The organism is Methanobacterium sp. BRmetb2, from assembly GCA_003491285.1.
Taxonomy (GTDB): Archaea; Methanobacteriota; Methanobacteria; order Methanobacteriales; family Methanobacteriaceae; genus UBA117.
The window spans coordinates 1566732-1589287 of record CP022705.1; the positions used below are offsets into that span (position 1 = coordinate 1566732).

At 32.4% G+C, this 22556-nt stretch carries 22 protein-coding genes and 1 pseudogene; 10 read left to right on the top strand and 13 right to left on the bottom strand.

The genetic code is table 11. The features are described 5' to 3' along the window. Positions 1-113 precede the first annotated feature (113 nt). Positions 114-2867: a hypothetical protein gene (locus CIT01_07785; protein ID AXV38103.1), complete on the bottom strand. Its 2754-nt coding sequence runs from the start codon at positions 2865-2867 to the stop codon at positions 114-116. Between the two features lie 613 nt (positions 2868-3480). Between CIT01_07785 and CIT01_07790 the strand changes: the two genes are divergently transcribed. After that, complete coding sequence (locus CIT01_07790) at positions 3481-4590, top strand: hypothetical protein (protein ID AXV38104.1); 1110 nt, start codon at positions 3481-3483, stop codon at positions 4588-4590. Positions 4591-4713: 123 nt separating this feature from the next. Here CIT01_07790 and rfbB read toward each other — a convergent pair whose 3' ends face one another. The 4 genes from rfbB to rfbD form a co-directional block, all read right to left on the bottom strand. Continuing rightward, positions 4714-5682, bottom strand: a complete 969-nt coding sequence (rfbB, locus tag CIT01_07795; protein ID AXV38105.1) for a dTDP-glucose 4,6-dehydratase — start codon at positions 5680-5682, stop codon at positions 4714-4716. Positions 5683-5745: 63 nt separating this feature from the next. Beyond that, positions 5746-6303 carry a dTDP-4-dehydrorhamnose 3,5-epimerase gene (gene rfbC, locus CIT01_07800; protein AXV38106.1) on the bottom strand — a complete coding sequence of 186 codons (558 nt, stop codon included), beginning with the start codon at positions 6301-6303 and terminating at the stop codon, positions 5746-5748. A 32-nt stretch (positions 6304-6335) separates the two neighbouring features. Next, a complete protein-coding gene (rfbA, locus tag CIT01_07805; protein AXV38107.1) occupies positions 6336-7211 on the bottom strand; it encodes a glucose-1-phosphate thymidylyltransferase in 876 nt (291 codons plus the stop codon). Between the two features lie 13 nt (positions 7212-7224). After that, the gene (rfbD, locus tag CIT01_07810) at positions 7225-8073 is read right to left on the bottom strand and encodes a dTDP-4-dehydrorhamnose reductase (protein ID AXV38108.1); all 849 of its coding nucleotides are present in this window, start codon (positions 8071-8073) and stop codon (positions 7225-7227) included. A 270-nt stretch (positions 8074-8343) separates the two neighbouring features. Between rfbD and CIT01_07815 the strand changes: the two genes are divergently transcribed. From CIT01_07815 to CIT01_07830, 4 genes are all read left to right on the top strand, one after another. Next, positions 8344-9336, top strand: coding sequence for a glucosamine--fructose-6-phosphate aminotransferase (locus CIT01_07815; protein AXV38763.1), 993 nt, complete (start codon positions 8344-8346; stop codon positions 9334-9336). A gap of 45 nt (positions 9337-9381) precedes the next feature. Then, positions 9382-9648 carry a hypothetical protein gene (locus CIT01_07820; GenBank protein AXV38109.1) on the top strand — a complete coding sequence of 89 codons (267 nt, stop codon included), beginning with the start codon at positions 9382-9384 and terminating at the stop codon, positions 9646-9648. Between the two features lie 154 nt (positions 9649-9802). Beyond that, positions 9803-10297 carry an NUDIX hydrolase gene (locus CIT01_07825; GenBank protein ID AXV38110.1) on the top strand — a complete coding sequence of 165 codons (495 nt, stop codon included), beginning with the start codon at positions 9803-9805 and terminating at the stop codon, positions 10295-10297. A 222-nt stretch (positions 10298-10519) separates the two neighbouring features. Next, a complete protein-coding gene (locus CIT01_07830) occupies positions 10520-12295 on the top strand; it encodes a cation:proton antiporter (GenBank protein ID AXV38111.1) in 1776 nt (591 codons plus the stop codon). Between the two features lie 18 nt (positions 12296-12313). Here the strand turns inward: CIT01_07830 and CIT01_07835 are convergent, their stop codons facing one another. From CIT01_07835 to CIT01_07855, 5 genes are all read right to left on the bottom strand, one after another. After that, positions 12314-13465: a hypothetical protein gene (locus CIT01_07835; protein AXV38112.1), complete on the bottom strand. Its 1152-nt coding sequence runs from the start codon at positions 13463-13465 to the stop codon at positions 12314-12316. Positions 13466-13620: 155 nt separating this feature from the next. After that, complete coding sequence (locus CIT01_07840; GenBank protein ID AXV38113.1) at positions 13621-14391, bottom strand: hypothetical protein; 771 nt, start codon at positions 14389-14391, stop codon at positions 13621-13623. A 139-nt stretch (positions 14392-14530) separates the two neighbouring features. Beyond that, a complete protein-coding gene (locus CIT01_07845) occupies positions 14531-15229 on the bottom strand; it encodes a hypothetical protein (GenBank protein AXV38114.1) in 699 nt (232 codons plus the stop codon). Positions 15230-15314: 85 nt separating this feature from the next. Next, positions 15315-16304, bottom strand: coding sequence for an ATP phosphoribosyltransferase (locus CIT01_07850; GenBank protein ID AXV38115.1), 990 nt, complete (start codon positions 16302-16304; stop codon positions 15315-15317). A 402-nt stretch (positions 16305-16706) separates the two neighbouring features. Next, positions 16707-17417 (bottom strand): hypothetical protein, encoded by a 711-nt coding sequence (locus tag CIT01_07855; GenBank protein AXV38116.1) that lies wholly within the window; start codon positions 17415-17417, stop codon positions 16707-16709. A gap of 505 nt (positions 17418-17922) precedes the next feature. On the opposite strand from CIT01_07855, the gene CIT01_07860 reads away from it, so the two are divergent. After that, the gene (locus CIT01_07860) at positions 17923-18681 is read left to right on the top strand and encodes a thioester oxidase (GenBank protein AXV38117.1); all 759 of its coding nucleotides are present in this window, start codon (positions 17923-17925) and stop codon (positions 18679-18681) included. Between the two features lie 131 nt (positions 18682-18812). Here the strand turns inward: CIT01_07860 and CIT01_07865 are convergent, their stop codons facing one another. Both CIT01_07865 and CIT01_07870 read right to left on the bottom strand, forming a co-directional pair. Continuing rightward, positions 18813-18998 (bottom strand): hypothetical protein, encoded by a 186-nt coding sequence (locus CIT01_07865; GenBank protein ID AXV38118.1) that lies wholly within the window; start codon positions 18996-18998, stop codon positions 18813-18815. A gap of 51 nt (positions 18999-19049) precedes the next feature. Next, the gene (locus CIT01_07870; GenBank protein ID AXV38119.1) at positions 19050-19253 is read right to left on the bottom strand and encodes a hypothetical protein; all 204 of its coding nucleotides are present in this window, start codon (positions 19251-19253) and stop codon (positions 19050-19052) included. Positions 19254-19401: 148 nt separating this feature from the next. Between CIT01_07870 and CIT01_07875 the strand changes: the two are divergent. Beyond that, positions 19402-19629 (top strand): annotated as a pseudogene (locus CIT01_07875) (photosystem reaction center subunit H). 302 nt (positions 19630-19931) lie between these two features. Here the strand turns inward: CIT01_07875 and CIT01_07880 are convergent. Continuing rightward, entirely contained in the window at positions 19932-20444 is a 513-nt protein-coding gene (locus CIT01_07880) for a hypothetical protein (GenBank protein AXV38120.1), read from the bottom strand. A gap of 152 nt (positions 20445-20596) precedes the next feature. Between CIT01_07880 and tsaA the strand changes: the two genes are divergently transcribed. From tsaA to CIT01_07895, 3 genes are all read left to right on the top strand, one after another. Next, complete coding sequence (tsaA, locus tag CIT01_07885) at positions 20597-20995, top strand: tRNA (N6-threonylcarbamoyladenosine(37)-N6)-methyltransferase TrmO (protein ID AXV38121.1); 399 nt, start codon at positions 20597-20599, stop codon at positions 20993-20995. A gap of 79 nt (positions 20996-21074) precedes the next feature. Further along, the gene (locus tag CIT01_07890; protein ID AXV38122.1) at positions 21075-21752 is read left to right on the top strand and encodes a cyclase; all 678 of its coding nucleotides are present in this window, start codon (positions 21075-21077) and stop codon (positions 21750-21752) included. Between the two features lie 230 nt (positions 21753-21982). After that, positions 21983-22468 (top strand): hypothetical protein, encoded by a 486-nt coding sequence (locus CIT01_07895; GenBank protein ID AXV38123.1) that lies wholly within the window; start codon positions 21983-21985, stop codon positions 22466-22468. The last annotated feature ends 88 nt before the right edge of the window (positions 22469-22556 follow it).

Below are 22556 nucleotides of genomic sequence, written 5' to 3' on the forward strand. Positions count from 1 at the left end.
ACCATATCAGTAATTATATTAAAACAATTTTTATGTTCTTTTCCATTAAAAGTATAAAAAGGGATAAATTTAGAGATAATTTTCCGATTGATAATTTCTTATTAAAGGAATTATCAGGTTTTTTTGAATTTTGCAGTAATAATTCCATACCTTTTCTTTTTATTAGAATGATCATAAGGAACATTTTCAATTAAACTTTGATATACGCCCTGTTTTATCTTTTCAAAATGTTTTTCTTCTAGTAAAAGTAATGGTTTAAACTTTTTTATAATATCAAAAGAAAAAACTATGGGCTCACAGGGTGTAGGGTCATGATTTACATCACTTATTAACAAAAATAGTCCTCCTTTCTTTATCACTCGTTTTATTTCGGTAATGGATTTGTCCAAGTTGTCCAGATGGTCTAATGAATTAAAACTGCAAACAACATCAAAATAATTATCTGGGAAAGGCATATCTTCGCTACCTGAACAAACGTATTTCATTTCATGTTTTGTTGTCCCTAAGTTAGTGTATGAATCTACTAAAGGATCTAATCCTATTCTTTCTTTTGCACCATCTGCCCATTCTAAACTCCCTCTCGGTCCACAACCAATGTCAAGTATTTTTTTATCAAAAAAAAACTCTTTATCTAAACCGAAAAATCCTGTGTAAAAATATTCGTAGTGTTCATTTTTAAGAACGCCTTCTTCATTTTTTTTCCTTAACCAAAAATTAAGTTCACTTTCTGCTTTAGAATCTAGATTTTCATCTGAATATTCTTTGGATGAGGTTTTATCAAGATTTATAGATTTTTTAGCTTCAACCACCCAAGGCCATTTATTAATTTCATTTAAAACAATATTTGAATCTTTTATTTCTTTAGACTTTCGCAGTAATTCAGCGTTGTTTTTTGTTCGAATTTGAGGCCGGTGGTGATAAAGGTGGTATAATGTGTCATCTATTCGGTACATTTTTAGGTTGAATAGATTTGCTCTTGTCATTAATTCATTATCTTCTCCACCCCATCCACTAAAATTCTCATTTTGCATTCCAATTGATATAAAAGAGTTTTTGTTCCAAAAAACTATTCCTCCATCTGCCCAGGGTCTATTTTGTTCTTCAGATTTCACAGTCTTAAAATCATATTTTTTATCAAATTCATTTTTGTCTATAATGTCGGTTACACGATATTTAAAGGGATGCACAACATCATAATTTCTTCTTAGCAAAAATAAAGACAATGCAATATTTTTTCTTTTAGTTAAACAGTCAATATCAGAATATCCAATATATTTTGTTTCAGATTCAATAACGCCGTTATTTATTGATTTTGCTAAATTGAAGGGTTTTCCGTAGGAAGGAGTATTTAAAACTTTAAATGATTTGAATAAATCCTCATAATTTCTTTTTAAAAACTCCTTATTGGAAATGTCTGAATGTTCAGATATTATTATGTTGGGAATACCTATATGTCCTAAATATTTCAAACTAATATCTAAATTCATCTCCCTTTCAGGATCATTTGTTTTACGATAGGGTAGAATTAATGTCAGATCTTTAAAATTTTCGAATGGGTTTAAATTTACTATTTCTTTCTTTAAATTTTCTTTGTTAAAATTAGAGAAGGTAGTATCATTGATTTTTTCTTTTGTACTGGTTAATTTTAATTTAAATAAAACTTTATTTATACTTCTAAAAAAGATATTTTTTGATTTGTAAGTTAAATAACCTTTAATGGGAGAAATCTGCGCTAAATTCTTTTTTTCAGTTTTTAATCGATTCTTTAACTTCGATTTTTCTCTTTCACTGGAAATTATAATTTCTTTTAATGCATCGGCAATTAATATTGCCTCATCATATTTCTTTTCATGAATTTTGTTAAATAAAATGTTAATATACTGTTTGGTTGAGTTAAATTCTTCAAATTCTTCAAATAGACAATTTACCTCTTCTAAAAGTTCTTTTTTTTCTGTAGATGTGGTTTTGCTTAGTATGAATCCTTCCATCCAGAATTGTAGATGATTTTTAAATATAAAATCGGAATATTCTACTTTTTTGTACTTTTTCAACAATTCATATGCTTTTTTATAGGCTTGAATCATGCCCATTAGGTTTTTCTTGTTTTTGTCACGACTTATGGATTCGTCTCCTTTAGAATCCCGGATTCTATTATAGTTAAACAGAAATTGGTTATTTAAAAATAGTATTCCATTTGCTTCTAGGAAACTCTTTACTACAAAATATAAATCCTGGCCAGGTATGCCTTCTGGAAATTTAATATCGTTTTTTTCAATGAATTCTCTTTTAAATATCTTGGTCCAAACAGAGGGAGGAAGAGTAAATAAACGGGGTTCTTCTTGTATATTATCTATTTTCACTTCATTTAATTCTTCAAAAACGCTGAAACATTTAGTTTTTCTATCTTCAAAGATGTATCTGTATCTGCTGAAAACAATATCCACATCTTCCTTTTCTATTTTATTATATAAAACTTCACAGGCATTAGGTTCGTATGAATCATCAGGATCAAGAAACATTAAATATTTGCCATGTGCATTAGCCATACCAACATTGCGCGGTTTTCCAGCAGCACCACTATTATTATCTAGATGTAAAGCTTTAAAATTATTATATTTAGCAGCATATTCATTTATTATCTTTCCACTTTTGTCAGTAGAACAGTCATTGACCATTAAAACTTCTAGATTTTCCAAACCAATTGTTTGCGTTACAATAGAATCTAAAGCAGCTCTAATATAATTTTCTACATTATAAACTGGAATGATTACACTTATTTTAAATTTACAGTTGTTTATAATTGATTTCATGTATTTAATTTGTTCACGTGTATTAGCTGGATATTTATTCGACTTTTCGTTATTCATAAGAATCGACCAAGAGTTTAATTAAGAAAATTATTTACCAATTAATTGCATTAATAAACATTTTAATGAATATTCACAGCAAATTGTTTTTGATATTCATTTAATGTTTTAATGGACTTTCATTTATATTATAAATTTTTTATTATTGCTTGTTTTTATGTACTTTATATTAGTATAGTAATAGTTATGGGAGCTTATTTATCACTTATTTTTGAAAGAAGTTTTGTATAACAGTTTGGATTCCTTGAGGGTATTTTAATATTGATTTGGGTTGCTATAATAAATGGCACTTTTCTTTGATTGTGTTTAATTTAATAATAAAAATTATTTTTGAATAATAGTTTTCGATTTTTTAATTATTTATTATACATCAATAACTAATTTTAAATTCTAATCAAATATATTACCAAATTTATAATTATACTCCAAATTTCATTTTATTGTATTTTAATAATTGATTTAAAGAATTTTTTAAATCTTTAGTTCTCCATACAATCTCCGCATAGAATAATTTAATAATCCATTGATGAACAATATTATTAACCGTGTAAAATCTATATAGTTTTAGTAATTATTTGTCTAATTAAATAAAAATCAATCTTGGAGATAAATTATGAATTTTTTTAAAAATCCTTTTAATTTTATTAAAAAGGCTAATAAAACTTTTAATTTATATTTAGCAAATCACAAAAAATTAGAAGCCTTTTTAGGATCATATGGAGAAAATCGGAAGAAAACCGAAGCTTTTTGGAATGCTTTTTTGGATATTTATGGGGAAAATCAAGAAAAAACAGAAGCTTTTATAGATTATGTACAAGAAGATCTAAAAATGGCCATAGAAACATTCAATAAAAATTATAATAGCTGTAAAGAATATTTCTTTAACGGAAACGAGGATTTATTTAAACATATGGATACTGATCAATTCTTCCAGATGTGCTTTTTCAATAACATTAAGCTGTTATCATACTCACCTGCTGAAAATAGAATTTATCTAAAAACTGAAGATGGCCTTTTACTAATAACGAATAATAGATTTTACACAATTAAAGAAATTTTTGCTAAAGACGGATATTCCGTACCTCAACTTCATCTTTTTAAGGAATTTGTCGTTTTTGACATAGGAATGAATAGGGGCTATGCTGCACTGAAATTTGCAAATTTTGATGCATGTAAGGCAGTATATGGGTTTGAAATAAATGATGAAACTTATAATTTTGCTCTAGAGAACCTTGAGGTTAATCCAAGCATATCTCACAAGATAAAACCCTATAATTTTGGACTTTCTGATGAAAATGCAGATGTGGATATCTATTGTCTTCCAGGTTCAGATGGAGTTACTACCACAGAATTGCAGTTTACAGATACTCAATCGGAATGGTTAAAGAGAAAAGAGAAAATGGAGATTAAAAAAGCTAAAGTAAAAGAAGCAAGTTTGGTTATAGAGGATATTATCAAAAATGAGGACATAAATTCTAATATCGTATTAAAAATTGATACTGAAGGTTCAGAACATAAAATTATTGATAACTTAATAAATAAAGACATTTTGGACAAAGTAGATTTAATTATGGGCGAAAATCATCTTGAATCAGAAGATTTAGACAAAAAGCTAGTTGGATTTAAAAATGTCTACAAAATATACCATAATGATACCATCTATAGCTTTTGTTATGTTAAAGATAAATATTATAAAGTATTACCTCTATCTGAAGTTTATTAGTTCTAAATTTCCTTTATAAATAAAAATTCTAAAAAATTAAAAGTCAAAAATTAAATTCAATACACTAAAAAAAATAATTTAATGGATTTAAAAATAATAAAAAAATTTCAAGTGATTAAGACATTATCTACCTTTAATTTTCGTCCACCATTTTTTATTTTCACAATACCATTTTATAGTTTTTACTATTCCCTTTTCAAAAGTATATTTTGGCTTCCAACCCAACTCTTTTCGTATTTTAGTAGAATCAATAGCATAACGCCGGTCATGGCCAGGACGATCTTCAACATATTTAATAAGAGATTCGGGTTTGTTCAGATTTTCAAGAATTAATTTAACAATCTCTATATTTTTTTTCTCATTATTTCCCCCGATGTTATAAATTTCGCCATCTCTTCCTTTATGAAGAACCAAATCTATTGCTGTACAATGATCATAAACGTGTAACCAGTCCCTCACATTCAAACCATCACCATAAACTGGTAATTCTTTATCATCAAGGGCATTGTAAATCATTAATGGAATTAATTTCTCTGGGTATTGATAAGGGCCGTAATTATTAGAGCAGCGAGTAATGTTTACTGGTAATTTATAGGTTTTATGATACGCTCTAACCATTAGATCAGCACCGGCTTTGCTAGCAGAATAAGGACTGTTGGGAGATAGTGGAGTATCTTCTTGGAAATATCCATTTTTACCAAGTGTTCCGTATACTTCGTCTGTGGAAATTTGGAGGAATTTTTTCACGTCATTTTCTTTTGCTGACTCTAAAAGAACTTGAGTTCCCATAATATTAGATTTGATAAATATGCTGGGATCATTTATGCTACGGTCTACATGCGTTTCAGCTGCAAAATTAATTATATAATCCATATTTTTAGTTATTTGGTTTACCAATTCTTTATTAGTTATATCCCCTTTAATGAATGTATAATTAAGACTATCCTCAATTTCTCTCAAATTTTCTAAATTTCCACAGTAAGTTAGGGCATCTAAATTGGTTATTTCATAATTTTGATATTTATTTATCATGTATCTTAGAAAATTGCTACCTATGAAGCCTGCTCCACCAGTAATAAGAATTTTTGTCATTTTTTACCTCAACATAATTGATAAATTATACTTTAGATAATTGTTATAAAGCACATGAATTTATCAAAAATAAACGCTGGTTTCTTCAAGTGTTTTCAACTTTTTATCTTTATCTGATAAAATAACTTCATCAATATCGTTTATAGGCCATTTGATACCTACATCTGGGTCATTCCAGATTATCCCACCTTCATTTTTTCCATCATAGAAATTGGTGCATTTATATGTAAATTCTGCTTCTTCAGATAGCACTAAAAAACCGTGAGCAAATCCTTCTGGGATATAGAATTGTTTTTTATTTTTTTCAGAGAGTATAACTCCTTCCCATTTTCCATATGTTGATGAATCTGATCTTAAATCAACACCCACGTCAAATACTTCTCCTTTAATGACTCGAACTAATTTTCCCTGCGGTACTTTATATTGAAAATGAAGTCCTCTAAGAACACCTTTTTTTGATTTAGATTGATTATCCTGAACAAAATTGAAATCAAGACCGGCATCTCTAAATTCACCAGCATGATATGTCTCCATAAAATATCCTCGTTCATCCCCAAATACGGTCGGTTCTATTATGAAAACACCTTCGATACTGGTTTTTGTGAATTTAAATTTTCCCATGGAAAAGCTCCCTTAATATGTATAAATTTCAATTAAAAATGTTCATTTTTTATTATATCAGTTAAATATTTACTATAATCAGTTTTTTCCAGTGTTTTAGCTAATTTTAATACTTTAGTCTCATCTATCCAGCCGTTGTTGAATGCAATTTCCTCTAGACAAGCTATATAAAATCCTTGTCTTTTTTGTATGGCTTCAACAAAATTGCTGGCCTCTAAAAGCCCGATATGTGTACCTGTGTCCAGCCAGGCCATCCCCCGACCTAATAATTCCACCCTCAAATTTTTTCTTTTTAAATAAACGTCATTTATACTGGTAATTTCAAGTTCTCCTCTATCTGAAGGTTTCACATTTTTAGCTATTTCAATAACATCATTGTCATAGAAATAAAGACCTGGAACTACATAATTTGATTTGGGATGTTCTGGTTTCTCTTCTAGAGATAACACATTACCATCTTCATCAAATTCAACCACACCAAAAGGCCGGGGATCTCTAACATAGTAACCAAAAATAACTGCACCTTCCTTTAGAGAAGCCGCTCTTTTAAGTATTTCGCTGAACCGATGCCCGTGGAAAATGTTATCACCCAGAACTAAAGCCACGTTACTATCCCCAATGAAGTCTTCTCCTACTATAAATGCATCTGCAAGACCTCGGGGTTCATTTTGTTCAACATATGAAAAAGACACTCCAAGATTACTTCCATCACCCAGTAATTCCCTGTATTGGGGAAGATCCCTCGGGGTGGATATGATTAGTATTTCCTTAATTCCAGCAAGCATTAGCACAGATAAAGGATAATAGATCATTGGTTTATCATAGATGGGCAGTAATTGTTTAGAAACAGCTTTAGTAATGGGATAAAGTCTGGTGCCTGATCCTCCAGCAAGAATTATTCCTTTCATATGAAATCTCCTTTTATTTTTCAAGTTGTAATAATTTCATGTAATCTTTTAAAGCCTCTTTATAGCTCCTAATTTTATTAAATCCTTCCATTTTCCAATTATAATTTTCTAAAACCGAATATTTTGGTCTTGGCGCGGGACGTGGAAATTCTTCAGTTTTAACCGGAGTCAAATCCACTTCAATTCCAGCCACATTGAAAATTTCCCGGGCAAACTCGTACCATGAGCAATGTTCACTATTGGTGATATGATAAATACCGTACAACGGCTTTTTTATTAACTCAGCAATAGCAGTAGCAAGATCCACAGTGTAAGTAGGTGAACCTATCTGGTCATTGACTACGCTGATTTTATCTGTGGTTTTGGCTAAATCTAACATGGTTTTGACAAAATTAGGGCCATGGTGCCCATATAACCATGATGTTCGAACAATATAAAATTTGCTTAGAATATCCCGAATGTAAATTTCTCCTGCAAGCTTGGTTTTACCATAAATACTCTGAGGATTGGTTTGATCGTATTCATAGTAGGAACTGCCCTTAGTACCGTCAAAGACATAGTCAGTGCATATATACACCATGGCACTATCAATTTCTTTGCAGGCTACAGCCACATTTCTGGTTCCTAATGAATTGACTTTATAAGCGAGATCCGCTTTGGATTCACTTTCATCCACATCGGTAAAAGCAGCTGCATGTACAACTACATCAGGGTTAATCTCTTGCACGGTTTTAATTGTTTTTTCAATATCTGTAATGTCTAATGTGTAAATTGTTGTAGTGTTAATTTCATTTTCTTTAGATAAAATATCTACTAAATCGTGGCCCAACATTCCTTCGGAGCCAATAATCATTACTTTCATTTTTATCCAGTCCCTATGATTAATTAAGATAGATTTAATTCATTTATTATTGCTAAAATCATAATCATTAAATTATTATATTAAAATTTATCATATATATTTTAAGTCAGTAACATTATTATTATATCAAACCTAATCAATGGTTATTTGGAAGAAATTGAGTAATCTGGTTTTTATTAAATTAAATCTTAAATTTTTAAATAATAGTTAATATAAAATGAATTTAATCAAAAATATAAGATGGAAGTGATATTTTTGTCTACTTATCAAATGCACAAAGAAATACTAGAGCAACCTAATGCAATGGAACTTACTTTAGAATCTGAAAGAGATAACCTAGATAAAATAGCAGAAAAAATATCACAACTAGATAAAATTTACTTGATAGGTTGCGGAAGTTCACTTTCAACCTGTTATTCAGCCAAATCTGCCATAGAAATGGTGTGTGATGTGGATATTCAAGTTATGACCGGTTATGAATTTTATTACCATAAAAAATTAACCAATACGAATGTTGCAGCTATTTTCACCTCTCAATCAGGAGAAACTGCTGATACTCTAGCCTCTCTAAGAAGAGCCAACGAAAAAGGAATTTATACTGTAGTCATTACCAATGAAAAAGACAGTACCATGGCCCAAGAAGCAGCCAACCCCATCATAACCGAAGGTGGTAGAGAAGAAGCAATACTTGGAACAAAAACTTATATCACTCAGTTGCTGTGTTTATATTACATTCTATTTAGTGCATTTGAAACCTCAGTTTCAGGGGAGATATTAAGACAATTAGAAGAACTTCCCATCATAATTAGTAATCTGATTAAAACTACTGAAGAAGAGAATAAGGATCTTGCCTACCAGTTCAAGGATGATGACATATTTTATTGTATGGGCAGTGGCCCTAACTTCGGGCTTTCTTATAAATTAGCCATGACTATGCTGATGGAGGGCTCTTTAAAACATGCATGTCCTTTGTATTCAGGAGAATTTCGCCACGGCCTTATTGAAAGGGTAGAAAAGGATGTGCCAGTTATTTTCTTAAATGCTGATTACCCGGGGGATGAGTTAACCCAGAAATCTATAGAATTCTGTGAAAAGATAGAGACCAAAAATATCATATTTAACATGAAGGATTATGCCTCAATCAACAACCTGCTTTCACCATTCATCCTGGTTATTCCACTAGAATGGTTTGTCTATTACCAGGCCCATTTCAATGCCGAAGACCCTGGAAGTACCAGACACATTGGGAAGGTAAGATACTAAAATTTGTTTTATACTAATTTTTTACAAACTTTAAATGGTAATCAAATGGAAAATGACAATAAATTAGAAGAATTAACAGAGTCCCTGAAAGATAGGGACTGTAAAATAAATAAACAGGAAAAAGTAATGGAAATAGTATTTAACAAGGCTGAAGACGCTGATTGGTTTGAAGATCTAATGGAATCACATCGTGGAAGCTCAAGTGTAAGTTGTGTAATGTCCATGAGGCCCTTGGGACAGGATAAAAACCATAAGTTTGTTTTCAATATAAAAGATCTGGATAAATTTATAGAACTGATAAAAAATGGTTAAATTTATTTTCAGAAAATTTTTCAATAACTTTTTTTCTATCAAACATCATCAGTATTTAAATAATACTATTTTTTCTCTAAAAAAGTGAACTTATTTTTAAAAAACCCTTTAAAAATGTAATATATTTTTATACTAAACCCCAATATTATGTGTGATGATCAACAGAATATTTGGCTTAGCAGTGCGGGTAATAATCACCGATGATGAGGGGAAAATATTAATAATTAAAAGATCCTCCCATTCCAAGACCAACCCTGGAAGATGGGAGTTGCCCGGTGGAAAAGTAGATCAGGGCGAATCATTTGATCAAGCACTACTTAGAGAAGTCTACGAGGAGACCGGACTTAAAATATCCCTGGATCATGTGGTGGGAGTTTCAGAACAGAATCTCCATATTATAAGAGCTGTGCATATTATCATGGCTGGAACAGTAACTGGCGGTGAACTGAACCTGAGCAGTGAACATGATGGCTATGCCTGGGTTTATATAGATAACCTGTCCCAGTATGAACTGGCCGATTGGATGGAGCTATTTGTTCATAATTATTATAAACAGGAAACAAATGACGATCAACCAAAAGAAAATATATTAAAACCATGGATTGGATCAATGAAAAATTCTATAGACAAAATATTGAAAAATAGATAAATTTTTTAGAAAAACTTGTCTTGCTTATTACTCCAATTACCTGTTACTATTTTGGAAATGTTTTGACACACTATTTTTTGAGAGTATATTTTATTGGGCTAACCCTTACTAATCTGATTTATAAGGTTGGACTTTTAATAATAATAAATAACAACATTAAAAATAGATATTAATAGATATCCAGCATTTAAAAACTTCATTAGTTCTATGAATGGTGATGTGATGAATATTGATCCAATTATTCTGGGAATAGGTATTATTATATCATTGGGGATCTTTTTACAATGGATAGCCCGAATCATAAAGATCCCGGGTATAATACTGCTTTTACCAGCAGGGATGCTGGTGGGTCCAGTTCTGGGATTGGTTAAACCATTTGATATATTTGGCAATGCTCTTTTTCCAATAATAACACTTGGAGTGGGTTTACTCCTTTTAAAAGGTGGATTTGAGTTAAAAATAAGGGATCTAAATCCCGATGTTGGAAAAGCAGTATGGAGATTGGTGACCATGGGAGTTATCATTACCCTGGCTATTGGAGCTTTAACTGTTCAAATCTTTTTGGGCATTCCCCTTAAACTAGCCCTTCTACTGGCAGCCCTTTTAGTAGTGTCCGGACCAACCGTGGTTGGCCCTATATTGAATTTTGCCCGCCCCAAAGAACCGGTAGGGCCGGTATTACTTTGGGAGGGAATAATCATTGATCCTATCGGGGCCAGTTTGGCTGTTGCAGTTTTAAGTCTTTTAACGGCCACGGACCCAAATCCTATTTTTGAGTTAATTTTAACAATTGTTACAGGTGTGGTTATAGGGGGTATAACTTCACTGTTGTACATGATTTCAGAACGTTCTGGTCGGGTGCCTATTACTCTTAGTGCTCTGGTAGCCTTGATGTTTGGAGTTGTGGCCATAGTTGCAGGGGAGCTGGTTCTTTCAGAGGCAGGACTTTTTGCTGCAGTGACCATGGGATTAATTCTTGCTAATCAGAAACTTATATCACCTATTGGGATTCAAGCCCTTACTGAAACTCTGGAACCATTGATAATTGGTATTTTATTCATTATACTAGCAGCTCTGGTAGATCTATCTGCTCTAATACAGTACTTTGTACCTGCTCTGGGATTGGCTGCAGTTTACATTCTAATTGCCCGTCCACTGGTAGCATTAATGGCTACCTGGGGACTTAATTTCAGTCCCGCACAAAAAATCTTTATAGGATTTATGGCTCCCCGGGGTATTGTAGCTGCTGCTACTGCATCTCTATTTGTAATAAGTCTAGCCAGTGCTAATATAGATTTTCCACAGTTAATACCAGTGGTATTTCTGATAATTTTGTTTACAGTGGGAGTATATGGTTTATTTGCACCTTTACTTTCACGTAAACTGAAAATTTCCAAACCCAGTCCCCATGCTGTGGCTCTGGTTGGTGATCAGCCTTGGGCTTTTGCCCTAGCAGATGCTCTTTATAAAGCAGGTGTAGCTGTAATGCTTTTAAAACCAAATGATGAAGGTTCTAATGATTATGAAACTCCTTTTATAATTTATAACGGGGCTATCGCTGATCTTGCTGATGAAGAGATAGTGGATGAGGCTCATGAATTCAAAAGCAGGGTTAAATACTTAGTCGTTGCCACCAATGATCACGACCGAATATTAATTGCCATTGAATCATTCATATTTTCTGTAGGTTTGCATGGATTTATAATTTTTGGAAGGGAAAGATCAAGACAGGACGCGGCTGTTTTTGGAGGCAAAGATGATATACTGGCAAAGACTCCATTCGGGCTTTTTGGCCGTGATGAAGATGAACTACTGGACATCCTGGATGCAGGCGGAACTTTTGATATTGTGGATAGAACTCAACAACCAGAACAAGGTGGAGTACCAGAAGGAACGAAACCATTTTTAAGAGTGCTTAAAGGAGGAGAACTAGCAGTCCCAGGTACGGATGCTCCTTTAAGCGAAGGGGAATATTTAATTGTTATAAAGCCTAGTTAAAATTGATTCAATGAAAACTTATTCACTAATTGAACTCTGGTTTTTAAAACTTCTATTCATCCTAATTGTACCTTGAATCAAAAATAAAATAATTCCTAAATAGTATATCCACATAGCTAAATCCATTGGCCCGGTTTCAACCCAAATTATGGTTTGAGCTATTCCTATAGCATAAACGCCAGTATATATCCCTTTTTTCACTTTTTCCACAATGTGGAATAATTCCAGAACCAATCCCATGAAAAACATCTGCAATCCCAATCCAATAAATCCCAGCTCCAGAACGGCCGGACCGAATATAGTGGAGGTAATAGACACATCATACTTAAATACAAAGCCCCCTAAAACAAGACGAGGATCTACATTTGTGAAAAATCCAGTAAGAACTGTATAAGTTAATAGTCCGGGATGAGGATTGTGCAGGTGAATGATCTTGTCAAGGACAGTCAGAGTGTATCCTGCCCGTATAAAAATGAGACTCATGGGATTCACGTGCCAGTTCTGCCATTCAATAGACATACAGGTTATATATCCGAGAATTAATCCTAAAATAAGTATTACGGGAGTTAAAATCAGGAAATATCTAAATCTGTTTCCATTAATATAATAAGTGGTTATTAAAACGCTTAAAACAATGGCCAATGTAGTGGCCCGGTATCCTGTGGCTGCAAACAGCAGAACACCAATAAAAACAATCAAGAAATATCTTTTTTTATAGAACTTGGCAATAAGGATGTTTATGGCAGGTAAGAATATGATAAAGGAGATAACAGTCAAGAAATTAAAGGCCTGAGCCTTTAAAACCCCGCTAAAAAGGGGTATGCCACCCATCAAATACAAATTAACCAATTGTAAACATAAAGGAATGAATACCAAAATAAGCATAATTTTCCTGGTAAAATATCGGTTACGGTTTATTCTATCAAGAAGGGTGTTAAAATTACTTTCAAAGTTTTTTCTCTTGAATATACGTTTTTCTATGACTTTAGCAACAATAATTCCAATAATAAATATGGAAACTCCATAAATAATATAAATATAGGTGAGGCTAGAAACTTGTTTTAAACCCATCATACCATAAAAAATGCCCAGTTGGGCTAATACTAGAAAGCAGAATATCACGCCCACTATAACCAGAGGCGAAAATATATCAATATTCCTTAACTTCATATTAAATCAATTATACACTTCTTATATAAATAATAATACTAAAATTGTATAATGTTCAAAATTTCTAATACAATTCTTTCATGGAATGTACTTATGTTTTCAAATATTTGGTTAGGTCCATCATTTTTTAGAAGATGAATTATTTTCATTTACGATTATCCAAGTTGAAATTGATCTTCAGAGGATACAGAATCTAACAGCTTTTTAGCAGATATTAACTCTTCTTTAGATCCTTCGAGTAATAACCAGACTGAACCTTCCGCTCCAGAAACTCCCCCACCAGCAATCAGATCTGCACTGCAACCTGTTAATTGTTTTATTGCTTCTATTTCAGTGAATAGCTTACCATTAACAGTTAACATGCGGGGCCCTTCCTGGGCGGGATCATTCAATTTCATCGATATCTTTTTAAGGTCAGTGTTAACACGTTTTTCCAATCCTGCAGGCAATATTAACCGGACTCTACGCCCTACAACGGCTTGTAATGAGGCAACTATAGTTCCACCTTTAGGATCCCCTATATAAATTGCAGCTTCTTTTTTTAAAGGATCAATAGCATTGACACCCTTTAAAATAATGTCTCCGGGACTTAGATCATCCACCACATCAAAAATAGTTTTTCCCCTCTCCCAGATTCCATTGGTGATTGTCACGTCACCTGGAAATCCACTCTCATCTTTAAGCCGGCCACTCTTTTTAACCGGAATTTTAGGGGGAAGAACCACTCCTCTAAAAAATCTTTCACGACTAAATCCTTTTACTTGCCCAATATTAGTTAATATTTCTTCGGCCACATATCCATTGGTTGTACCAGCAATTATGACTATTGTACCTGATTTCAGGGCATCAATTACGTGGGGATGTTCTGATAGGGCCTTTCCAATTAAACGTTTTCCTGCAGAGGGTGTTATTAAAAATTGATTCATAGAAATGCTCCTTAAAACTAATAAATCCTTTAAGTTGTTGTTTATTATTATGAAGTTTAAGTAATTAAATAATATTGATTTAATTTTTAGTTTGGAAAGATAATCAATTTAATTTTTGATAAAATTTAGAAAGATACTTTTACCACAGTAAGGGAAACAACCTGTATTTCACCTTATTAGAATATTCATGATATCCTTCCAACTCCCTTTTTAGGGTCTGATCCTCGAGGTAGGTCCTAACTATTAGTATGATGATAATTAGTCCAGAGTAGACCAAGGCCAGCGATGATCCTAATATCAAAGATACAGAAAGGTGCCACAGAATTCCAGAAAGGTATCCTGGATGCCTAATAATCTGATAGGGTCCTGAACTTATAACTCTCTGACCTCTTTCCTTTTGTAATCGTACAGTTGGTTCAAAAAAAGGATTTTTAATCATAGCCCATACAATCAGGGCACATGATACTACATAAAGAATTAAACCTATCCCTAAATAATCTAAACCTAATGGCAGCCAGTGAATACGGCCTACATCATATCCAGCAACAAAAAACTGCCCATAAACACCTAAAATAGTGTATGTTAATAATATTGGTTTATCCCATGATTTGGTGTCTTTTCTAAAAGCTTCTCCACCTCTATGGTACATCAAATCAGGTGTTGTTCTGTAGATGATAAAAATACTTGAAATATAATAGAAAATGGTTATAATAAAAAATAGCCATGCTCTTGGAATATAGAATACTTCTGCTGCAGAAAAAAAGATTATAGCCTGGGCTAACAAGCTTAAAAACATTCTTAAGATGTATCTAATTATATTTTTCTTTTTCTGGTCCATAAAGATCTAATCAGTATTCACTTTAAATTAATAATGTAATCTTCAATTTATAAAAAAAATTTGTAGAAATGTTAATATGTAAGATCTATTTCACATACTGCTTAACATCTTCTCTAACCACTGCTGAGGCACCTAAACCTTTAATTCCCCTTAACATTTGGGGGAATCTATTTTTTGGAATTAGAACATTTACCTGTGAAAAACTATTCCCTGAAACAATGGTTGGCTCATCCGAGCAGAACTTGTTAGATAGCAGGAAGTCTTTAACTTCTTCCATGTTCTGATTGGATATATTGAATTTAACATCAAAAAAGGTTCTAGCTGTGGTGGCCCCGAACAATTGTTCGTAGATCATCTGCGCCTTTTTCATTTTCTTATTTACACAGCTGGGCCCAGCATATAAGCCGGCACTGGATTCCATGATAGTTTCCAGTATCTTTAATCCTGCTTTCTTCAAACTGCTCCCTGTCTGGGTGTTATCTACGATTAGATCAGCACCTTTGGCAATGTAGACCTCGGTGGCACCGTCGGAATTTATTATCTGTACCTGTTGATTTTCTCCATCAATTAAACCTCGAACCTGGACCACAGGAATGCTGTCACCAAAAACTTCCTGGTATCCTGGGTTGGCCATAATGTGTTGTCGGGTTAAGTTTGGATACTCGGTAAAGCACAATATTGGTTTTTCACGGTTTTTATTAGCTTTGAAAAATTCAGTCAGCGAATCGTAAGGGTCTTCCTGGGGAACAGCCACAATCAGCCGGGTTTGCCCATAATCCAAGTCTCCCATTTTTACTATCTGATCCTTTTTATAGTTTACAGATTCTTCCATAACCCAGTCTTCACCTACTATGGCTATGTCTATCATTTGACGATTCAATTCTACAGGAGCACTTTGAGGCCTTGTTAGGAATGCTTTAATTTCTGGATCGTTTGCTATGGTAATTTCATAAGATTCATTACCTGGCTCGTATCCTTTAACTTCATAACCAGCATCCACGAATAATTGATAAGTATTTCCTCTGTTGACGTTATTTAAGCTCCCTTTTGGCAGTCCTAGTACTATCTTCTCCATACTTTAAGCAAAGAGAAATAACTATATAAATATTTCGATTTTTAAAGAGAAGGTTATTAAAATGATTTAACCAGATAATAAACTTAAAAATGGATTTAATGTGCACAATTCCTCATAATTTTTAATATTTTGTTATAATTGTTTCTCAAATAGTAACTATATCAAATATCAGTAGGGGATGTAAAGATGGTGTTACTTTTCTTAAAAGGAAATTTTTGATGATATTGTAAGGAAAGATGTTAAAAAACATAATATTACAATTATTTAGGTGGTGGATAATATAAAAATATTAGAAAGTCTCTGAATTAGAATAAGGTGGATTTATTATCAATAAATTATTGGATAAAACTTAGTTTAAAAGTTAAGAGGATTATTAACTGAGAATTAATTTTAAAAATTAAACTACTTTTTTCTGGATTTAATTCGAACTATGGCATCCTTTAGTGCTTTTTCAAAACCTTCTGATTCTCCTTTTGAAAGTGTTAAAGCTTCTTCAAGGTAGGGAATTGCTGATTCATCCCCAATCATTCCCAGGGCATTAGCTGCATTAACTCTGACAAAGAAATTTTCATCAGCTAAAGCAGATACCAGTGATTGAACTGCTCGATCATCCCCTAATTTACCCAGAGAAATAGCAGTACACGCCCTTAATATGTAATCGTCCTCTTTCAATATTTTAGTTAACGGTTCAACAGCCTTTTTATTCCCTAAATTTGCTAGTGCATCAACTATTTCACATCTAACATTTATACACCCATCTTCCAAAGTTTTTATAATGGGATCGACTGCCCTTTCATCACCAATCATACCCAGCGATAATGCTGCAATCTCTCGAACATGCCAGTAATCATCTCTTAAAAGATTTATTAATGGTTCAACTGCTCTTTCATCGCCAATACGCCCAAGAGAAAGTGCAGATGCCTTTCGAATCGACCATTTTCCATGTCTTAAAAACTTGAGGAGGGGTTCTACTGCTTGGGAATCACAAACATCTCCCAGGAGATAAATAACATTTTCCTGAATCTTATAATCATTTGATGTTTTTAAAACGTTTATGAGTCCCTCAACATCCTTTTTGTCCCTCATAATCTCTAGATCTGATTCATTGATCATTTTTAGCACCAATGTAGACTTTGCATTAATAAAAGCTGGTTTAAACCAACGTCAATTATTTACAAAGAAATATATAATCCTTCTTTTGAATATTCCTTAACTGCACCCACACCTGACAAGCGGAAATGGGAGACTGAAACAGCTAAAATAACGTTATCTGTTACAATTTCTCCATTTATTAGATAAGGTTACATCTATTTTTGCTGATGAACTAATGATATTGATTACCTTTTTTTCATTAATCTTTTATTTAATTATCTAAAAAATTTTTAACTCTTCAGATTTTAAAATAAATTTTCAAAATCTTTATCCCAAAATATATGCGGTTACTTATTTAATTGATGATCAATCAATAAATTCTGCTAACTAAATGGGTGCAGAATCATCAACAGTTAAATCCAAAGAGATTATAAAATAATAGCATATACCCAATGATTAGTCGCCAGCCATCATTAATACATTATTTTTATTATTCAAAAAAAACTAATTATAGGGGGATGATTTAATGAAAGATAGTAAAAAAGTTTATCAGAAGTATAGATACTTCCTAAAGGATAGTATCAGAAAAACCATTGATTTTTCCCAAACTGATCAAAACAGGGGTATCACAGCCCCGCCCTTAGAAAAACCTTATCCAAAAGACGCTGAAAAGGTAAATCTAATTATAGAAGATTGGGAAACTAGATATGATTACAGCCTGGCAGAGGCTATAAAAAATAGGAAGAGCCAACGTTCATTTACTAAAACTGAAATTTCACTAGAGGAACTTTCATTTCTTTTGTGGGCCACCCAGGGAGTCAGACAGGTAGCAGGACCCTACGCATTTCGTAATGTACCATCTGCGGGATGTCGACATGCTCTGGAGACTTATCTAGCAGTATTCAACGTGGAACATTTGGATATGGGTGTTTATCGATATCTGCCCTTAACTCATCAGTTACTCTTAGAGTTTAGAAAAGAGGATCTAAGAAATGAGATGATCACTGCTACATTTGGTCAGAGATTTGCCGGTGAATCTGCAGTGACCTTTATATGGACTGCCATACCTTACCGGATGGAATGGAGATATGGACTTGATTCCCACAAAGTTATTGCCATGGATGCTGGACATGTAGGCCAGAATATGTATCTAACCTGTGAAGCCATTGGTGCTGGAACATGTACCATAGGGGCCTATGATCAGGAATATCTTGATGAACTTTTGGGAGTAGATGGAGAAGATGAATTTGCAATTTACTTGGCAGCAGTAGGTAAAAAAGATTAATTGATAATTGAGATTAGTTTATGATGTTTTTAAGAGTTATTAATATCCAAAATTAATCTAAGTGGGTTTTAATATATCTTAAAAATAAGTTTAAGGAAGATTATAATTTATTAAACAAAAAATAAAGTATTTCAATCAATAATGCCAACTGGTTTGCCGTATTGTCTTCTTTCTATATTACCGCATGAACAACATTTATAATCAATTAAAACAAAATTAACACTGTGTTGATAACTTCCCTCAATTTCTTTAGATTCCTTTCCACATTTACTGCATTTTATGGTTTCAGGTATTTCATCTAAGTTATACAAGGCCATTTAAATCTCTCCGAAATTAAGGCGTTTACTATTAATTAGTAAAGGTGGTAGTCATTTTTGCTGTGTTCCTTCATCATCACCAGATGAATCTTCCTGTCCATCATTATCCTGTCCCTCAGATGCGTCCTGGGTTTGTCCATCTTCTTGCTGATCTCCACTTTGGTCTTCACCATCAGATTGTGAGTTTGTGCAACCAAAAGTAAAAGAAACTGCTAAAAATATGGCCAAAACCAGTATTATGGTTTTTTTATTCATAAAATGTCCCCCCTCATGTTATTTATTAAACATTTCAATTCCATTTTATAGAACACCTTAGCAAAATATAATTTGTTCAAACAACAAAATATAGTTTAGGATTAATATGAATTATTTAAAAGTTAGTGGTTTTGAAAGGGGAATAAAAATGAAGGCGAGTGAATTTATAGGAAAAACTGTAATTGATAATGATGGTGTAGAAATAGGTAAAATTGAGGATCTGGTCATTAAACCCGAGAAATGTTTAATTGATCGTGTGATTATATCCACTGGCGGTGCTATAAGAAAAGACTATTTTAGCATAGATGAAAGCGATATAGCAAATATTGGAGATTACATACTATTAAATATAGATAAACAAGCTGCTGAAGTAAAATTCGGCACTGAGGATCTGGGAAAAATTAAGAAATTAGAAATAAACTACAACAAATTTATTGGAAAAACAGTTATTGCCAAGAAAGGTGTGGATGCAGGGAAAGTTGAAGATCTGATTATAGAACCTAAAGAATGTCTCATAAACAATGTAATTGTTAAAGGCAGTACTAGATTTAAGAAAAAAAATTTTACAGTAGGTGAAGGAGAAATTACAGACATCGGTGACTATGTTCTAATTAACATTGAACCTTCAGATATTTTAGAAAGAATAATTTAATTTAAATTTTAGACATTTTCCTTTTTTTAATCTTCTTTAGAATCTTTAAAACGATCCAGGATCCTTCCCATAAAACCTTTATCTTCTAATTCTTTTATAATCTCATTTTTTGATTCTAACTCTTTTTTGACCTTAACCAGTTCCTTAACCTTGTGTTTATAATCTTCATTTAACTGGTTGAGTTTAAGTTCTATTTGTTCCAGTTTTTTTAATTTAGAATCTACATCCTTTTTTTCAAATTTTCTTAATCGAGTTTTAAGGTTTTTAATCTCAATTTCCTGTTGATTCAATTTTTCCAGAAACTCGTTGTATTCCTGTTTCTGTTTACTTAGCCGGTCATCTATTCTGAAATAATCTTCAGATTTAATTATGCTAACATCATCCTCACATTCGAAGGGTTGGTCATGTTTAAGGATGATAACGTACTGTGTAACAGTATATGTATGTGTTTCTCCTGATCTGGTTTTCTTTTTCTGCTTCCTTTGGTAGCATCTAATCTTGGAGTGGCTGATTTTTATTAAAGGCTCATGGGTTAGCATAAAGAGTCCTCTTCTTTCTATATTTACTATATGCAGAACCAGATAAAAATATTATCATAAAAAATGATACTGTCTCTAAAGAGGACTTGGCCGTTTTATTCTAAAAAATGTTTTAAAAAGTTTTATAAATTCTATTCCACAAATATGAAAATATGAATCTTAAACCTATAGGAATTATACATTCTCCCTATAAAAAAAGGGGTGATGCACCTCGACAGGGAAGAAATTCTGAGAATTTAAGTAAAATTGAAGTATTTCCTGAATTTATTAAAGGGTTAGATAATATCGGTGCATATAAAAATTTAATAATCCTCTATTGGCAGGATCGTTCATCCAGAGATATTTTAAAGGTTATTCCACCAGGACAAACAGAAAAAAGGGGTGTTTTTGCTACAAGAGCCCCTAGCCGGCCCAATCCAATTGCCTTCTGTATGGTTGATCTATTAGAAACGAAAGATGATATTTTAACAGTAAGAGGACTTGATGCACTTGATGGTTCTTCCCTGGTAGATATAAAACCGCACATACCTGACCTGGATTGTGTAAAGTAACTAAATTCAATTTAAATAAATCCCTAATTTTAGACCAATAAATTATTTACTAAATCATACAGATTAATTAAGGGATATCATGAAATACAAAACACTTTCTTACATGATAGCTGAAAACTCACCAGTTCACATAGGACTGAAAAAACCAGTCATAATACCTAATAATCAAATATCAAGGGGAGATGGTTATAACACATTTATCATAACTGTTGAAAACCATTCAGGCACCCACATCGATGCCCCTGGACATTTTATCAAGGGAGCGAAGAATATAATGGAATACTCTGCCACTGAGTTTATTTTTACCAATCCATTAATCATTGAAATTATTAAAGAGGAAAGAGAACTTATAGAAATTATTGATATTACTGATGTTGATCTCGACGGTTTTGATTGTATACTATTTAAAACAGGATTTTGCAGGTTCAGGGAAAGCGACAAGGAGAAATATCTTACACTAAATCCTGGAATATCACCAGAGGTAATAGAATATATTAGAAAAAATTTTCCTAAAATCCGCTGCATGGGCATAGATAGTGTATCTATTTCACCTTATGCTGACACAGAAACATCCATAAAATCGCATATCACTGCATTTAAGGAAGAAGAAAGTTTTGGAGAACCTGTACTGTTAATTGAAGATTTGGATTTTAATGATATTTCTGCCAGTGATAAAATCAAAACCTTAATTGTCTGCCCTTGGCAGATAAAAAATATTGACAGTGCGCCATGTTCTATTGTGGCCGAAATTGAGTAATTTAATAGAATTTAACTCAGATTCTAATCTATTTTTTAAATTTTAATGGTTTGAAAATATTTAAAGAAAATTATTTCATTATAACGAAGTTAATAGAAGATTTTTGGATAGGTATTCTTTCTATTTTAGTATTATTGATTAAATCATCAATCTATTTATGTTAGAAATAATATAATGGAAAATAACATAGAATTAGATGGGCTTGTTGAAACTTTGGGGAGGTGTATATTATGAACAATAAACTTTTCGGTATTTTAGCAATAATACTAGGTCTTATAGTAATAGCATTCCCGATTGCGGGAGTAGTAGCTGCTAGCATTCTCACTGGATTTATAATACTTTTAATTGGTATTTGGCTCCTTTTAGCTGGAATTAATGTATGGAGTGACAGTAAAGCTGCTGCAGCATTGAACTTGATAGTTGGAATTATAGCCTTGGTAATAGGTGTTGACTTACTGCTGAATATCTTGTTATTCAGCTTTTTAGCAGGATTCTTACTTTACCTGGCTGGTATATTCCTGATAATATCAGGTATAGTTTCATTATTTGCTCGTGAACGAAAATATGCCCTTTGGGGTGGTGTGATCAGTATAATTCTTGGTATACTATACATTATACTAGGTACTTATGCCTTTGATCCGCTATATCTTGGAATACTAATTGGATTATGGTTAGTTATAAATGGAATATTCCTTTTCGTGGAACCAGAAGAATAAAACCTGAAAATCAACAAGCCCATTTTTTTTAACCTTTTTTTTATTTAGATTTATTCTTATTAACAGATCATCTAATAATAACAGAAAT

Coding starts and splice junctions, on each gene's coding strand:
- CIT01_07895 (AXV38123.1), top strand. CDS start 21,983: ATGAACAATAAACTTTTCGGTATTTTAGCAATAATACTAGGTCTTATA.
- CIT01_07845 (AXV38114.1), bottom strand. CDS start 15,229: ATGGACCAGAAAAAGAAAAATATAATTAGATACATCTTAAGAATGTTT.
- CIT01_07835 (AXV38112.1), bottom strand. CDS start 13,465: ATGAAGTTAAGGAATATTGATATATTTTCGCCTCTGGTTATAGTGGGC.
- CIT01_07870 (AXV38119.1), bottom strand. CDS start 19,253: ATGAATAAAAAAACCATAATACTGGTTTTGGCCATATTTTTAGCAGTT.
- CIT01_07840 (AXV38113.1), bottom strand. CDS start 14,391: ATGAATCAATTTTTAATAACACCCTCTGCAGGAAAACGTTTAATTGGA.
- CIT01_07820 (AXV38109.1), top strand. CDS start 9,382: ATGGAAAATGACAATAAATTAGAAGAATTAACAGAGTCCCTGAAAGAT.
- rfbD (AXV38108.1), bottom strand. CDS start 8,073: ATGAAAGTAATGATTATTGGCTCCGAAGGAATGTTGGGCCACGATTTA.
- CIT01_07850 (AXV38115.1), bottom strand. CDS start 16,304: ATGGAGAAGATAGTACTAGGACTGCCAAAAGGGAGCTTAAATAACGTC.
- CIT01_07815 (AXV38763.1), top strand. CDS start 8,344: ATGCACAAAGAAATACTAGAGCAACCTAATGCAATGGAACTTACTTTA.
- CIT01_07860 (AXV38117.1), top strand. CDS start 17,923: ATGAAAGATAGTAAAAAAGTTTATCAGAAGTATAGATACTTCCTAAAG.
- tsaA (AXV38121.1), top strand. CDS start 20,597: ATGAATCTTAAACCTATAGGAATTATACATTCTCCCTATAAAAAAAGG.
- CIT01_07855 (AXV38116.1), bottom strand. CDS start 17,417: ATGATCAATGAATCAGATCTAGAGATTATGAGGGACAAAAAGGATGTT.
- CIT01_07865 (AXV38118.1), bottom strand. CDS start 18,998: ATGGCCTTGTATAACTTAGATGAAATACCTGAAACCATAAAATGCAGT.
- CIT01_07830 (AXV38111.1), top strand. CDS start 10,520: ATGAATATTGATCCAATTATTCTGGGAATAGGTATTATTATATCATTG.
- rfbA (AXV38107.1), bottom strand. CDS start 7,211: ATGAAAGGAATAATTCTTGCTGGAGGATCAGGCACCAGACTTTATCCC.
- CIT01_07880 (AXV38120.1), bottom strand. CDS start 20,444: ATGCTAACCCATGAGCCTTTAATAAAAATCAGCCACTCCAAGATTAGA.
- CIT01_07825 (AXV38110.1), top strand. CDS start 9,803: ATGATCAACAGAATATTTGGCTTAGCAGTGCGGGTAATAATCACCGAT.
- rfbB (AXV38105.1), bottom strand. CDS start 5,682: ATGACAAAAATTCTTATTACTGGTGGAGCAGGCTTCATAGGTAGCAAT.
- CIT01_07790 (AXV38104.1), top strand. CDS start 3,481: ATGAATTTTTTTAAAAATCCTTTTAATTTTATTAAAAAGGCTAATAAA.
- CIT01_07890 (AXV38122.1), top strand. CDS start 21,075: ATGAAATACAAAACACTTTCTTACATGATAGCTGAAAACTCACCAGTT.
- rfbC (AXV38106.1), bottom strand. CDS start 6,303: ATGGGAAAATTTAAATTCACAAAAACCAGTATCGAAGGTGTTTTCATA.
- CIT01_07785 (AXV38103.1), bottom strand. CDS start 2,867: ATGAATAACGAAAAGTCGAATAAATATCCAGCTAATACACGTGAACAA.